General features: G+C 41.8%; 13 protein-coding genes and 1 riboswitch. Of the genes, 1 reads left to right on the top strand and 12 read right to left on the bottom strand.

All coding sequences use genetic code 11. The features are described 5' to 3' along the window. Positions 1-57: 57 nt before the first annotated feature. From guaB to ACN19N_RS00700, 7 genes are all read right to left on the bottom strand, one after another. Positions 58-1,524, bottom strand: a complete 1,467-nt coding sequence (gene guaB, locus ACN19N_RS00730; protein ID WP_004659900.1) for an IMP dehydrogenase — start codon at positions 1,522-1,524, stop codon at positions 58-60. A gap of 320 nt (positions 1,525-1,844) precedes the next feature. Next, positions 1,845-2,642 carry an MBL fold metallo-hydrolase gene (locus ACN19N_RS00725; RefSeq protein ID WP_269229353.1) on the bottom strand — a complete coding sequence of 266 codons (798 nt, stop codon included), beginning with the start codon at positions 2,640-2,642 and terminating at the stop codon, positions 1,845-1,847. Between the two features lie 158 nt (positions 2,643-2,800). Further along, complete coding sequence (locus ACN19N_RS00720; protein ID WP_269238699.1) at positions 2,801-3,376, bottom strand: TMEM165/GDT1 family protein; 576 nt, start codon at positions 3,374-3,376, stop codon at positions 2,801-2,803. Between the two features lie 84 nt (positions 3,377-3,460). Beyond that, positions 3,461-3,601, bottom strand: a riboswitch (yybP-ykoY riboswitch). A 34-nt stretch (positions 3,602-3,635) separates the two neighbouring features. Beyond that, on the bottom strand, positions 3,636-3,923 hold the full coding sequence (locus ACN19N_RS00715; protein ID WP_269229352.1) for a hypothetical protein: 288 nt from the start codon (positions 3,921-3,923) through the stop codon (positions 3,636-3,638). A gap of 135 nt (positions 3,924-4,058) precedes the next feature. Next, positions 4,059-6,008: a 2-oxo acid dehydrogenase subunit E2 gene (locus ACN19N_RS00710; protein WP_269229351.1), complete on the bottom strand. Its 1,950-nt coding sequence runs from the start codon at positions 6,006-6,008 to the stop codon at positions 4,059-4,061. A 2-nt stretch (positions 6,009-6,010) separates the two neighbouring features. Continuing rightward, positions 6,011-8,734: a pyruvate dehydrogenase (acetyl-transferring), homodimeric type gene (gene aceE, locus ACN19N_RS00705; protein WP_420001788.1), complete on the bottom strand. Its 2,724-nt coding sequence runs from the start codon at positions 8,732-8,734 to the stop codon at positions 6,011-6,013. 205 nt (positions 8,735-8,939) lie between these two features. Further along, on the bottom strand, positions 8,940-9,644 hold the full coding sequence (locus ACN19N_RS00700) for a M23 family metallopeptidase (protein ID WP_420001787.1): 705 nt from the start codon (positions 9,642-9,644) through the stop codon (positions 8,940-8,942). A gap of 106 nt (positions 9,645-9,750) precedes the next feature. Here ACN19N_RS00700 and ACN19N_RS00695 point away from each other — a divergent pair, with 106 nt between their 5' ends. Further along, positions 9,751-10,191 carry a hypothetical protein gene (locus tag ACN19N_RS00695; RefSeq protein WP_004659883.1) on the top strand — a complete coding sequence of 147 codons (441 nt, stop codon included), beginning with the start codon at positions 9,751-9,753 and terminating at the stop codon, positions 10,189-10,191. 98 nt (positions 10,192-10,289) lie between these two features. Here ACN19N_RS00695 and lpxC read toward each other — a convergent pair whose 3' ends face one another. The 5 genes from lpxC to ACN19N_RS00670 all read right to left on the bottom strand — a co-directional run bounded on the left by lpxC (position 10,290) and on the right by ACN19N_RS00670 (position 15,773). Further along, positions 10,290-11,192 (bottom strand): UDP-3-O-acyl-N-acetylglucosamine deacetylase, encoded by a 903-nt coding sequence (lpxC, locus tag ACN19N_RS00690; RefSeq protein WP_046739818.1) that lies wholly within the window; start codon positions 11,190-11,192, stop codon positions 10,290-10,292. Between the two features lie 111 nt (positions 11,193-11,303). Next, entirely contained in the window at positions 11,304-12,488 is a 1,185-nt protein-coding gene (gene ftsZ / locus ACN19N_RS00685) for a cell division protein FtsZ (RefSeq protein ID WP_269229349.1), read from the bottom strand. A gap of 166 nt (positions 12,489-12,654) precedes the next feature. Then, positions 12,655-13,917, bottom strand: a complete 1,263-nt coding sequence (ftsA, locus tag ACN19N_RS00680; RefSeq protein WP_269229348.1) for a cell division protein FtsA — start codon at positions 13,915-13,917, stop codon at positions 12,655-12,657. A 65-nt stretch (positions 13,918-13,982) separates the two neighbouring features. Beyond that, the gene (locus tag ACN19N_RS00675) at positions 13,983-14,840 is read right to left on the bottom strand and encodes a cell division protein FtsQ/DivIB (RefSeq protein ID WP_269229347.1); all 858 of its coding nucleotides are present in this window, start codon (positions 14,838-14,840) and stop codon (positions 13,983-13,985) included. A 6-nt stretch (positions 14,841-14,846) separates the two neighbouring features. Then, positions 14,847-15,773, bottom strand: coding sequence for a D-alanine--D-alanine ligase (locus ACN19N_RS00670; protein WP_269229346.1), 927 nt, complete (start codon positions 15,771-15,773; stop codon positions 14,847-14,849). Between the last annotated feature and the right edge of the window lie 48 nt (positions 15,774-15,821).

Below are 15,821 nucleotides of genomic sequence, written 5' to 3'. Positions count from 1 at the left end.
AACAAAAAAAACCGTCAGTGGACTGACGGTTTTTTTTATTGCCAAAATAACTAAAGATCAACCTACACGATAGTTTGGTGCTTCTTTAGTGATTGTCACATCATGAACATGTGATTCAGACATGCCTGCCGAAGTAATTTTCACAAATTTTGCATTTTGACGAAGATCTTCAATCACAGATGAACCTGTATAGCCCATAGAAGAACGCAAACCACCCATCATTTGATGGATGATATTCCCCATTGGACCTTTGTATGGAACACGACCCTCGATGCCTTCTGGTACCAACTTTTCAGCACCTGCTTTAGAGTCTTGGAAATAACGGTCAGCAGAACCTGTTGCTCCCGCCATTGCACCTAACGAACCCATACCACGATACGCTTTATAGTAACGACCTTGGAAAAACTCAACTTCACCTGGCGCTTCTTCAGTACCAGCAAGGAGTGAACCGACCATGATCGTGCTCGCACCTGCGCCAATCGCTTTCGCCATATCGCCAGAGAAACGAATACCGCCATCTGCGATCAATGGAATTTGATCTTTTAGTGCATTGGCAACACTATCAATTGCCGAAATTTGCGGCATACCGATACCTGCCACAATACGAGTGGTACAGATCGAACCAGGGCCAATACCCACTTTAACGGCATCTGCACCTGCATCTAACAATGCTAAAGCTGCATCGCCTGTTGCAATGTTTCCACCAATCACTTGAACTTGTGGATAATTTGTTTTTACCCAACGTACACGTTCAATTACGCCCGCTGAGTGACCATGTGCTGTATCTACGACAATCACATCCACACCCGCATCGACTAATGCTTCCACACGGCTTGGTGTTTCTACACCTGTACCGACCGCAGCACCCACACGTAAACGACCAAGATCATCTTTACAGCTGCTTGGATAGCTTTCCGCTTTACGGAAGTCAGTGACTGTAATTAAACCTTTGAGTTCATTGTGTTCACCAACAACTAGAACTTTTTCAATACGATGCTTTTGTAGCAATGCTTGAATATTTTCTTTCGACTCACCTTCACGAACAGTCACTAAACGGTCTTGACCTGTCATGATATTGCTTACTGGTTGTTCAAGATTGGTTTCAAAACGAGTATCACGACCTGTGACAATACCCACAACTTTGCCATCTTTTACAACAGGTACACCACTAATATTATTCGCTTGGGTAATTGCAATAAGTTCACGTACTGTCGTTTCAGGCGTTACTGTGATTGGGTCTTTCACCATTCCAGCTTCGAATTTTTTTACACGGCGTACTTCCGCAGCTTGTGCGGCGATATCCATGTTTTTATGCAAAATACCAATACCACCATTTTGCGCCATTGCAATCGCCATACGAGACTCAGTCACCGTATCCATTGCAGCAGAAACGAGAGGGATATTCAGTTGAATTCCGCGAGTTAAACGTGTCTTTAAGGAGACATCTTTTGGGAGAACAGTTGAGTAGGCAGGAAGTAATAAGACATCATCGAAGGTTAACGCTTCTTGAACGATGGTCAGCATAACAATCTCACTGGTAATTTCCGTGAGCTATTATAAACAAATTTCGATGTGATTTTCATTTTCTATGATGAAAATAATTTTATAAGTCGCTAGAGTATGTTTTACACAACATAGGTTCTATGTACGTCGGTAAAATTACTCTAACGAACTCGACCAAAATAATGACTGCTTTTGATTAGATCCCATGACAAGCTATCAGATGATTTATATACTCGGTTTGCTGTGCTGATATCGCTCAATATCATCACTTTTCCAAAGTGAAGTCCCTTCACTGATTCACTCATCAGGGTTTACCCAAGTTGATTGCCTATAATTTCAATTTAAGCAGGGCAACTAAAAACATATTCATTCATTAAATCTACGCCGCACTCTAGTTGCTCAATCCAATCCAAAAATTGCTTGATCATCTCTTTACCGACAAATGCTGTACCGTGCTGAGGCACGATCATATCAATATCCATTTGACGAACCATATTGACCCACAAACGAATGACTTTGTTGGAACACATATAACGTTGATGAAAGCCTTTCATCTTTTTAATATGCGCTTCAAAATCGGTAATAGGCTGACTTGCATCATCCACTATAGATGCGCCCATATCGCCTGAAAATAGAATCTTGGCCGTTGGATCGTAGAACTGGAAATTACCCACCGAATGCAAAAAGTGAGCAGGAATCGCTACGATTGCTGATTCACCTAAAGGAATCACTTGTCCCGTATCGGCAAGCTCAATTAAGCGGTCTTCCCAATTCCCTTTCATTCGATCACTCATAAATGCTGAGTTTAAATGCGGTAAAAAGCGTGCCCATAATTTAGACGCCACTACTTTCGCATCGGTATAAACTAACCAACGCGGCATCGAAGTAATAATATCGGGGTCTTGATGGGATGCCATCACATAATCCAAATTTTTCAATTTAGTATATCGATTCAGCTCCATTGTTAAAGGAACATACGTCAGATCACCACCTGGATCTAGAACCGCTGCACGATCGTGATCAATAATTAAAAATTGATTGGCTTGAATGCCTTCACCTTTGACTAAACTGGTAAAACTAATGCATTTATGCGTACCATTATCAAATAGTATTTGCGATGTAGTCCGCTCAAAACTCATATCAACCCCATAAAAATTCTTTAAATATGAAATATTTTAATTCCTTAATAAAATAATGGGATTTTATTATTGTTTCAATCAAATATTGTACTTTTATCATAATTTATAAAAAAAGATCCATGCATAAATGATGGATCTTTTTTGCGATTTAAATTTAATTAGAAGAAATAATGCTGTACCAAGGTTGAAATACCAACGACTAAGAAAATGGCAGCACCAATTTTATGAATAAGTGAAATTGGTAACTTATCAGCTAACTTATCGCCGATAAATACTGCTGGTGCATTCGCTAACATCATGCCAAGCGTTGTACCACACATGACCCAAAAAATACTGTCAAAACGTGCAGCTAAAGCAACTGTAGCAATTTGGGTTTTATCACCAATTTCAGCCAAGAAAAATAGAATAAAAGTTGCACCAAACACGCCAAACTTTTGCCATTTATTAATGCTTTCAGTTTCATCCCCTAATTCATCAGGAATGAGCATCCAAACCGCCATACCGATAAAACCAAGTGCCAAAATCCATAATAGAATTTCAGGACTCAGGACGGTTGTAATCCACTGACCTAATACTGCAGAGATACCATGATTAATCGTAGTAGCCAGTAAAATTGCAATTAAAATCGGAACAGGTTTACGGAAACGTGCGGCGAGTAATAATGCCAACAATTGCGTTTTATCGCCCATTTCAGCAAGGGCAACAATTGATGTGGAGATGAGGAATTCATACATAGTTGAATGCTCTGGCTAGCAAAATATACCGATGACCTACCCCTCCTGCTAGCCAAAATCAAATAGATTGATGCAAAGTGGTAAATCAAAGGTCTTGCCAACAAAAGCACAGCTAAACAGCTGTTCTTGGTTCTTTGCTATGATGACCATGTTCTGTGGAACAATTATGTTGACCATCACCTCTTTACTTTGCGTAAAGAGCGGCTACTCCCCAATGAAGTGTTATTAGTCTATCAAACTCTTTAATTTTTTTAAATCACTATGCCCAAAATTTTTGGTAACCCCAAATCAGTAAACGAGCAACCCCCAATAACAAAGCTAAATTCACACTCAAACCAAAAAAACCAAAAATCCCCCAACCACTTGCACCACCAACATTTTGGGCTTGATATTCCATGCTAACCACAATTGTTGCAGCTAACACTTCCAAACCCATGACGATGTACATCACCCAATCTGATGCAAAATGTAGAAAATTGACCCACAAGCCCATTAATACAAAAATAATAAGTAATATCGGTAATACAACTCGATAAATGATTAACATCCTTGCTCCTTATTCCAAATAAATACTTCTTTCAACTATATTAATTTTAGACAAAAGCTTGCATAAATAAAGTCGATTTTTTAATGCTATAAATAGAAAACCTCGCATATGCGAGGTTTCCATCGTTTAAAAGCACTAAAGCAATAAGCTACGAATATCTTTTAAAAGCTTGGTCAACTTATTGGTAAAACGTGCAGCATCAGCACCATTAATCACACGGTGATCATAAGACAATGACAATGGCAACATTAAGCGCGGTTCAAAGTCTTTACCATTCCATACAGGTTGCATGGTTGCTGGTGAAATACCCAAAATCGCGACTTGCGGCCAATTCACCAATGGCGTAAATGCAGTTCCACCAATACTACCTAAGCTGGTAATGGTAAAATTGGCACCTTGTAAATCTTTCGGCGACAATTTACGATCACGTGCTTTTTGACTCAATTCAGCCAATTCAGCTGCAATTTGCTTAATCGACTTTTGATCAGGATTACGCAATACAGGAACGGTTAAACCATCTGGTGTTGCCACCGCGATTCCCATATGGATTTCGTTACGTAACAATACCGATTTTTGATCATCCGCCAAATGCCCAGCAAAATACGGCTCTTCTTTTAACAAGTGCGCAACCGCCTTAGCAATAAAGGCCAAGATGGTTAAGCTCAAACCTTGCTTTTTAAAGCCATCTTTCAGTTCACCGCGCCATGCTTCAAGCTCGGTAATATCCGCCAAGTCAAACTGCGTCACTTGCGGAATGAAATTGTTCAATGACAATTGCGGTACAGACACTTGCTGTAAACGCGTCATTGTTTTCACTTCACCGCCACCAAATGCACTAAAGTCTGGTAACTTCGGTAAGCCTGAAGCCACTGCTGCCGCTTGTGGTACAGCGGTGGGTTGTGGTGCGGTCAGACGTGTTTTCACATAGGCAAAGACATCGTCTTTCATCACACGACCATGTTCACCTGATGCTTTCACCTGTCCAAGAACCACACCTAACTCACGTGCCAGTTTACGCACGGCTGGACCCGCATAGACTTTCGCATTGTCAGCTTCTTGCTGTTTAGTCAACTTCTCAGCTTGTGCAGGTTCACTTGGTGCTACTGCCTGTGGTTTTGCTGGTGCAGGTTGAGTAGCAGCTGGTTGAGCTTTTGGTGCAGATGCTGGTGCACCGGCCTGACCACTGACCTCAATCGTAGCCAAAGCCACGCCTTGACGCACTTCTTGATTGGCAGAGACATGGATCGCTTTCACAATCCCTGCTACTGAACTTGGCACTTCAACCGAAGCCTTATCTGACTCAACCACGCATAAGCTTTGTTGAGCTTCAACGCGATCACCAACATTGACCAGAATTTCTGAAACCAATGCTTTTTCTACACCTAGATCAGGTACTTCAATTTCAACATTACCTGTTGATGTATTGCTTGCGGCTGATACTTCTGTAGTTGCGACTGGCGCTTCTGGTTGAGCTGGAGCTGCTTGCGGTTCAGATGACGTTGCAGCGCTCGCAGTCTTGACCTGAATCAATACCACCCCTTCTTTAACACTATCACCTTCTTTGATTTGGATTGATTCAACAATCCCCGCAACCGAGCTTGGTACTTCTACAGTCGCTTTGTCCGATTCAACCACAACAATACTTTGTTCTGCATCAATTTCATCCCCAACTTTCACAAGGACTTCAGCAACCAATGCTTTTTCAACACCAATATCTGGTACTTTGACATCCACAACTTGCGAAGTAGTAGCAGCTGGTTTTGCAACCGGTGCTGGTTGAGTTTCAGCTTTCTCAGCTTGTGTTTCTACTTTTGGCGCTTCTGACTTCGGTGCTTCTTTCGCAGGTGCTTCAGTAGCAGACTCAGGCTCTAGTTCAACCAAAGCAACCCCTTCGGACACTTCATCACCTTGTTGAACTAAAATACTTTTCACAATACCTGCTGAAGTGCTCGGCACTTCAACGGTTGCTTTATCAGACTCTAAAACCAAAATGCTATCGTCAACAGCAACATGGTCGCCGACTTTCACCAAAATTTCTGCAACCAGTGCTTTATCTACGCCAATATCAGGTGCTTGGATTTGCATAATTATTTCCCCTCACCTGTTTGTGTTTCATTGTATTCAGCAACTGCCTGAACTTCTGGATGCGCTTGTGGCGCCCATGCCACTGGACGATCCGTATCTAACTCAAAGTTAGAAATTGCATCTTTCACTAACCGTGCATCTACTTCGCCTTCGTCCGCTAGTTTTTTCAAAGTCGCAACCACGATATGTGCAGCATCAACACCAAAGAAACTACGTAAGTTCGCGCGTGTATCTGAACGCCCGTAACCATCTGTACCTAATGCAACAAATGGACGACCATCCGGAAGATATGCACGAATTTGCTCGCTATACGCACGCATATGATCTGTGGCAGAAACGACAATACCTTCAGTACCACGTAACTGTTTAGATACCCAAGATTCTTTCACTTCTTCAGCAAGCGCAAGCGGGTGTAGGCGGTTATATTCTTCACATGCCATCCCATCACGTGACAACTCATTGAAGCTCGTTACACTCCAAACATTTGAGTGGATTTGATATTCATCACGTAAGATTTTCGCAGCTTTGATCACCTCACGAAGAATGACACCTGAACCCATTAATTGAACAGTTGCTTTTTCATCTTTTTCGAACAAGTACATACCACGTTTAATGCCTTCCTCAGCGCCTTCTGGCATTGCAGGATGCTCGTAGTTTTCGTTCATTACAGTGAGGTAGTAGAACACACGCTCTTGGTTCACATACATACGTTGTAAACCGTCATGAACGATTACAGCTAACTCATAGCCAAAACATGGATCATAAGATACACAGTTTGGAATCGTGTTCGCCAAGATATGTGAATGACCATCTTGATGCTGTAAACCTTCACCGTTCAATGTGGTACGACCAGCAGTTGCACCCAACAAGAAACCTTGAGCTTGTGCATCGCCCGCAGCCCACGCAATATCACCAATGCGTTGGAAACCAAACATTGAGTAGTACATGTACATTGGAATCATCGGCAAGTTATTGGTTGAATAACTGGTTGCCAACGCAGCCCATGCGCTCATCGCACCCGCTTCGTTAATTCCTTCTTGCAGCATGTGACCGTCACTTGCTTCACGGTAATGCATTAACTGTTCTTGGTCTTCTGGGGTATATTTTTGACCGTGAGCCGCATAAATACCAAGCTGACGGAACATCCCTTCTAAACCAAAAGTACGTGCTTCATCTGGAACGATTGGCACGACGCGATCTTTAATTGCTTTTTCTTTCAGTAACGCAGCAATTAAACGAACCATCAGCATGGTGGTCGATTGCTCTTTACCGCCAGAACCATTTAATACAGCATCAAATACTGATAATTCAGGAATCGCTAAAGTTTCGCTCTCACGACGACGTGCAGGTAGGTAGCCACCTAATGCTTCACGACGCGCTTTCATATACTTCATTTCTGGAGAGTTTTCACTTGGGCGATAGAATGGAAGCTCTTCTAACTTGTCATCTGTAAATGGTAAATTAAAACGGTCACGTACATATTTCAAAGAGTCGATCTGCATTTTTTTGATTTGGTGCGTTTTATTCACCGCTTCAATTTCTTCAGACAAACCGTAACCTTTAACCGTTTTTGCAAGGATAACAGTTGGTTGACCTTTGGCTTTCATTGCTTCTGCATAGGCAGCAAAAACTTTGTACGGATCATGACCACCACGGTTAAGATTATCGATGTCTTCATCGCTTAAATCTTTGACAAGTTCCGCAGCTTCTGGATACTTGCCAAAGAATTTTTCACGGGTATATGCACCACCTTTCACTTGATAGCGTTGATATTCACCATCCACTGTTTCTTCCATCACCGCTTTTAAAGCGCCTGAAGCATCTTGAGCAAGCAATGGATCCCAATGACGGCCCCACACTACTTTAATCACGCGCCAGCCCGCACCACGGAATAAAGATTCTAATTCTTGAATAATTTTACCGTTACCACGTACAGGACCATCGAGACGCTGTAAGTTACAGTTAACAACCCAGATCAAGTTATCAAGTTTTTCACGACCAGCAAGTGAAATTGCACCCGTACTTTCTGGCTCATCCATCTCACCATCGCCCAGATATGCCCAGACTTTACGATTTTCTTCTTTAATCAAACCACGATTCATCAAGTACTTTTGAATGTGTGCTTGGTAAATCGACATAATTGGACCTAAACCCATGGACACGGTTGGGAACTGCCAATAGTCCGGCATTAAATAGGGATGTGGATAACTCGGAAGACCATTACCACCGACTTCACGGCGGAAATTATTCAATTGATCTTCAGTTAAACGTCCTTCCAAGAATGAACGTGCATAGATACCAGGGGCACAGTGACCTTGGTAATAAATCATGTCGCCGCCAAAGTTATTGCTGTTTGCGCGGAAGAAATGGTTAAAACCAACATCATATAAGGTTGCAGACGATGCGAAACTCGCAAGGTGACCACCGAGGTCATCGCCCGTTTTATTCGCACGTAATACCATTGCCAAAGCATTCCAGCGGATCAATGCGCGGATACGACGCTCCATATCTTGGTCGCCTGGCATCGCGGGTTGTTCTTCAACAGAAATCGTATTGAGATAAGGTGTATTTAAGCGTTGGATCGGAACATGTTTTGCAATAGCCTGTTGATAAAGTTTTTCTAATAAGAATGCGGCGCGTTCCGTGCCCATATGTTGTAATACTGAATCAAATGCTTCTTGCCATTCTTGGGTTTCCTGCGCGTCTGAGTCGCCATAAAACGCCATACAATTCACCTTTTCCCTTAAGTTATTTTGACCTTATATATTTATCATGTTTTGGCGCTATGGAGGTATCGCCCCAAATGAATACAAAATCCCTTAATATTTTCTTGCTAAATAGTCATTGACTTAAATGAAACAAAAAATATAAAAAAACGCCAATTAAGGCGCTTTCTTTTAAAAATTAATATACAACTGTTAACAAATTAGCTTAAGGCAACATGGCAAGATAAGTTGTTGGATTTTTACGTTGACCATCTTTGACAACTTCAAAATGCAAATGTGGTCCTGTACAACGTCCAGTACAGCCTACATTGGCAATATGTTCGCCTGCACTAACGCGATCACCCGCATTCACCATTAAGCGTGAAGCATGTGCATAACGAGTGATATAACCGTTGCCATGATCGATTTCAACATATTGACCATAACCTGACCCCCAACCTGATTTGGTTACAACACCAGAACCCGTTGAATAAATAGGTGTACCTGATGGTGCTGCTAAATCAACACCCGAATGATGACGTGTCGTTCCTAATAAGGTGCGATTGCCCCATGTTGAACTTACTCGCCCTTCTTGAAGTGGATGATTAACTAGCCACGAATAACCTGTATTTGCTGAAAAAGATGGTGCATTATCTTCGGCAGTCGATGAAATCGCTGAACGACCATATTTTCTTTCGATCGTAGCATTATTCAATTCAATGGTTTTTTCGCGCAATTTAACTGATACATTCGATACGGCAGGCAAATCAATATCATCAGGATGGGTATAAGAACCTTGTGCTAAGGTTTTAGATAATTGCTCTAGGCGGTCACCATCTGTTGCTTGACCAATATTTTGATAATCTGCAAAAGCAACCGAAGCGGCTGAAGCAGCGAGTGAGAATGCAAGTAAAATACGACGCGTATGCATAAAAAACCTCTTGAAACCGTCCTTAAATAGTTCCTTTATCATCTCTTCCTTGATAACAGTTAAAATGAACGCTTAAGATGAGCAGATAACCTCGAAGGAAGTTAACATGTCTGAACCTAGCAACGTTTTTCAACAGAAAGGACAACACATAAAAACTGGAAACTTAACGTTTCTGACTACGCAAGTGACTCAATGGAAACAACTTACGAAAATTATTCAACCTATACTGCCCCAACCAGAGCAATGGCAGGTTGTTTGTTATCAACATGGTGTTTTGATCATAACTGGTGAAAATCAAGCGATGATTAGTCAACTCAGCTATTTACAAAGCAACTATGTTGCGCAGTTAGCTCAATTAGAAGGACTCAAAGACTTACGAAAAATCCAAGTTCGTCTAAGAAACAAAATGAATGTTCCTCGTGAACCTTCTCCCCCATCTAAAACACTTTCTTCAGAAACCCAAGAGCAGTTACGCAGCGCCGCTGAATATGTGAGCGACCCTAAGCTTAGCCAAGCTTTACTACGTTTGGCAAGCAATAAAAAGTAAACCACTTACCTTAGGTATTGAAATATACACTTATTTTATGTGAACTAAATCTCAACTTTTATTGTTATAATATAACATACCCAATAAAAGACAATGACTTATGTCACACTCACATAAGAAATCGGACAATCATTATCGTTATTAAATGTTACAATTTCATAACTGCTCGGATCATTTTGAACATTGCGTAACAGCTGATTATTGAGTGCATGCCCTGATTTATAGCCATCAAACTTAGCAATTACCTGATGACCTAATAAATATAAATCACCAACAGCATCTAAAATCTTATGACGCACGAACTCATCAGCAAAGCGTAATCCCTCTTCATTAACCACACCTGTATCATCAACACCAATCGCGTTCTCTAAGCTCGCCCCTAAAGCCAGATTATTCGCCTTTAAATAATCAAGATCTTTCATAAAGCCAAAAGTTCGCGCTTCACTGACTTCGTATACAAAAGTTTCCGTTGAAAAATCAATCGACACGGATTGGTATTCTTTAGCAAATGCGGGATGATCAAAATCAATCGTAAAGTTGAGTTGAAAACCTGAATGCGGGGTGAAAATAGCACGCTTATCTTCAATGAGTGCTTCAACAGGTTTTAGAATTCTAATAAATTTCTTTGGTGCATCTTGTTCCGCTAACTCACCTTGCATGAGTAAATAAATAAATGGCCCTGCGCTGCCATCCATAATCGGGACTTCTGAAGCAGAGACTTCGATGATTAAATTATCAATGCCTAATCCTGCTATAGCACTCATCACATGCTCAATCGTACCGACTTTTATATCTTCTCGCACAAGATTGGAACACATAAATGCTTCTTGAATGAGTAAAGCATTCGCAGGAATTTCTACAGGAGGATTGAGGTCAATACGGCGAAAGATAATACCTCCATCAATATGGTGAGGAACAAAATTAATCAGCACCTTTTGACCACTATGCAGACCAATACCGCTCGCTTTCACCACACGCTTGAGAGTACGTTGTTTCACCATACCATGACAACTTCATTTGCAAAAACCGATATAAGTTAGCATATTTTGCCATTTTAAAAAAATAAAAAAGGGAGCAATTACTTGCCCCCTCTCTCTAAACATATGATTTTATTATTTACGCTGCTGATTTTTCAGATAGTCTTGAATACTCATTGGCGATGAACGTGGTGTAGAACTTGGCGCTGCTGTAGCAGGTACGTCTACATTTGCACGTTTACTGATCGCTGGAACATCATCTTCATCAACTGGCTGCTGAGCAACTGCTTGAACAGGTGCATGATGTGCAGTCACTGTACGTTTCTTATGTTCAACTTCAGATGCATTACGGGTCAAACCAGTCGCAATCACAGTGACACGAAGTTCATCACGTGCATCAGGATCAAATACCGTACCGTAGAAGATTTCACCTTCATCCAAATCAACGATTTGGTTGACCACATCGGTAATAATTTCAGTTTCACGCAAGGTAATATCATCACCACCCGTGATATTGATCAATACACCTTTCGCATTGATAATATTCACATTATCCAATAACGGGCTACGAATCGCTTGTTCAGCAGCTTGGCGCGCACGGTCTTCACCACGACCCAAACCCGCACCCATCATAGCATAACCACGAGTACTCATGGCTGTTTTCAAGTCTGCAAAGTCGAGGTTAATATGACCACGATTTACAACCAAGTCAAAGATACTACGAACGGCATTTAATAATACGTCATCTGCCTTTTTATAGGCATCTTTCATTGAAATATCGCCATAAACGCTGAGTAAGCGTTGGTTTGGAATGATAATCAGTGAGTCAACATGAGCCTCTAATGCATCTATCCCTTTTTCAGCTGATTTTTGACGGCGACGACCTTCGAAATTAAACGGGGTCGTTACTACACCTACGGTCAAGATGCCCATTTCTTTAGCAACTTCAGCCACAACTGGCGCAGCACCTGTTCCAGTACCACCACCCATCCCCGCGGTTACGAATACCATATCCGTACCTTCAAGATGTTGGCGAATCACTTCGCGGCTTTCTTCAGCTGCGATTTGTCCAACTTCAGGGTTTGCACCTGCACCTAATCCACGCGTACTTTGCTCACCTAATTGGATTTTAAAAGGGGCATTCATGCTATCAAGTGCCTGTTTGTCAGTATTGGCACAAACAAACTTTACACCTTGAATATCGGATTGCACCATATGTTGGACAGCATTACCACCACCACCACCAACACCAAATACTGTGAAACGGGCTTGACCGTTGCCATCGTCTAGTTCATCTTCTATAAATTCAAATGAGGCCATGACCTTTAAATTTCCTAATATATTAAGTGGCAGTCACTTCAGCCCGTTACTGCCCTGATTTTTAAAACAACCGATGTTTAGGATGCTGTTCAATAATACATAGCTTGTCAAGTACAACGACTCACTATTACAACTTCCTAACAATTTTCCCCAAAATAAGTACAACTTAAAATATGGCTTTTAATTTGCTATTTAATGCATTCCAACCATTCGTAACACGATCCATGAAACTACGATCATTGGCTTCTTCCGGCTCTTCTACTGCATCCTGCAAATCACTTTGGCTAAACATCAATAATCCTGAAGCTGTCGCATACATTGAACGACGTAAGGCCGCAAGATGCTGGTCTTCAGCATAAACCTGTAAAGGTGGATTACCCAAATGTGCAGATACACCAAGCATACGACGTGCCAAATTCACCATACCTTCAATTTGACAAGCATCACCTGTGAGTACAACCCCATGATATAAACCATGTATTGCCCCACTATGCTCCAATTCTTCACGAATTAATGTAAAGATTTCTTCATAGCGCGCAATAATAATTTCTGCAAGCTCAATACGACTAATGGTCTGTTGTCCATCAATCGCTTGCACTTGGATCATATGGTCAGGTTTCACTACACTGAGATCAACACAACCATGTAAAATTTTAATACGTTCAGCTTCTTCAGTGGTCGTTTGTAAAACCGCTGCAATATCGCGGGTCACATTTTCACCACCACGTTGCAAGGTACGTACTAAAGCTAAACGACCATCTAAATATACTGCGATATTAGTAATCCCTGCACCAATATCAACTAAGCATACGCCATATTCTTTTTCATCTTTGAGCAAACTAGCTTCAGCCGTAGCTAAACTAGATACCACCATTTTCTCTACCCCGATATTCGCACCTTTCATGGCACGATCAAGGTTTTGCATGGTACTAATCGGCATCATCATCAATTGATAATGCCCGGTCATGCTATGAGCCGACATATTGACTGGGTTCTGCACCCATTCAGCCGAATCACCCAACTCGAAGCCTAATGGAACAGCACTCGCAAGATAATAATCTGGCGATACATGGCTCGCCTTGGCTAACTCTAATGCTCTAACCACTTCATTTGTCGTAATAATATGATCATGATTAGCTACTGGTGTACGGCCTGATGCATAAAAACTTTGCAATTCAGTACTTGGAATTGACACCCATGCGCTATGGATACGACACTCCGCCATATCTTCGGCTTCAGAGACTGCATTTTTAATCGCAGCAATCACCTTATCCAAGCTCACAATTTTGCCTTTAACCATGCCTCGGTTGCGAGCAGTTGCCATGCCAATCACTTGGATCTTATCCGGTGCATGGACCTTACCAATCAAAACTGAGACTTTATGCGTCCCAATATCAATCGCAACAACTGAGGAAACAGCTTCACTCATTACTTCATTACCATATCTTTTGTTGTTTAGTACGGGCAAACTGCCTGTTATTTTCAAGCCACGTATTATGGCTTTGCCTGAATTGCCCCTGCAAGGCTTGTGTCATCAATCGTTACAACTAACTGACCGTTGACAATCTTTGGCGGGATTGCGTTTTTCCATTGAATGGCCAAGCCATTCCGATAACGCAAATCAATTGCTGAGATTTTCGACCATACAGGTTTGAGATCCGTTTGTGCCAAATGGCTTAAGCGTTGAAGCTTGTTCATGGTTTGATCTTGATCCACAATAATCCGTAGACCCGAATCAAACTGCATAAACCACGTCATTCGCTCTGTTAAATACAATTCTTTTAATCTTAAATTCGCTGGATGAAACAGTTGATTAATTTCATTATAGCGACGCATCATCATTTTGGATTGGCTGACTGGCCCATGTAAAAGTGGTAAGTTTGGATGTACTTTTAATATAGCTTCACTAAAGACATCACCATTATCACTGAGCAAACGCCCTGTTCCCCAACGCGCAATTGCGTGACGCGGCATAACTCTTACACGAATCCCATTCGGCCAAGCTCGTGATACCACGACACGGTCAACCCAAGACACTTTTAGCGCCTGATCTCGAATTTGCTCTAAATCGGAAGTGAAATAGTTATCTTTGATAATTGGACTTAGATATTGCACTAACTGCTGATTTTCAATATCCGAGTTAGTCCCAACCACCTGTAATTGTGCGACTTTTGCATCAGTCATCACTTTATATAAGCCATAGAGACCAATTGCCAATACAATAAAAGCAATGATCAACAACGCCCAGCCACCCGCATTCATCATTTTTTGTTTCTGTGAAGGCGGTTTCTCATGAATCGAGCTAATGGCTGGCCGTATTTTACGGCGCATAGAAGCAGGGAGTTGAGCCATATATCATTAAGCCGATTGGGTTAAAGTTTGCTCTAAAATTGCAACACAGAGCTGATCGAAACTATAACCTACGGCTTGAGCTGCTTTAGGCACTAAAGAATGACTGGTCATTCCCGGTACGGTATTGACTTCTAACAACCAGAAATTGCCTTGCTCATCCTGCATTGCATCAATACGCCCCCAACCTTCCGCACCGACTGCTTGAAAAGCACGTAGACACAATGCTTGTAAGCTTTTCTCTTCATCTTCGCTTAAACCACAAGGAATGCCATATTCCACGTCATTGCGTTGATACTTTGCCTCATAGTCATAGAAAGCAACGTCTGCTGGTGGTTGTAAACGAATCACCGGCAACGGCTGACCATTCAAGAATGAAATGGTGAATTCACGACCTGTAATCCACTTTTCCGCCATCACGATAGCGTCATGCTGTGTCGCTTTCTCAATCGCAGCCGCAAAATCTTCTGCTTTTTCAACCTTACTCATGCCAACACTTGAGCCCTCATGTACTGGCTTGATAATGACAGGTAATCCTAAGTCTGCCACGACAGCATCTAGGTCAGAATCTTTGGTAATAATGCGATATGGTGCGGTCGGTAAATCGCTCCCTTGCCAAATTTGTTTGGTTTTGACTTTGTCCATCCCAATCGCAGAACCCTGCACACCCGTGCCTGTGTATGGAAGGTTTAACCACTCCAACACACCTTGGATCTGACCATCTTCACCACCACGACCATGCAATACGATAAAAGCACGATCATAACCGACTAACTCAGTCACGCTTCGCTCTTGTGGATCAAATGCTTCTGCTTGCACACCTGAGCGCAACAAAGCCTCTAAAACGGCTTGACCACTATCCAATGACACAGCACGTTCAGCCGACTTCCCACCAAACAACACAGCAACTTTGCCGAATTTTGCAGCATTTGACACGTTTATATCCTTAAAAAAACTTCATATATTCTATTAAATTCCTCTCCA

The sequence above is a fragment of the Acinetobacter sp. LF10 genome (assembly GCF_048585715.1).
In the GTDB taxonomy this organism is placed as follows: Bacteria; Pseudomonadota; Gammaproteobacteria; order Pseudomonadales; family Moraxellaceae; genus Acinetobacter.
Note: the sequence above shows the minus strand (reverse complement) of the source record. Positions and strands in the feature narration are given on the sequence as shown.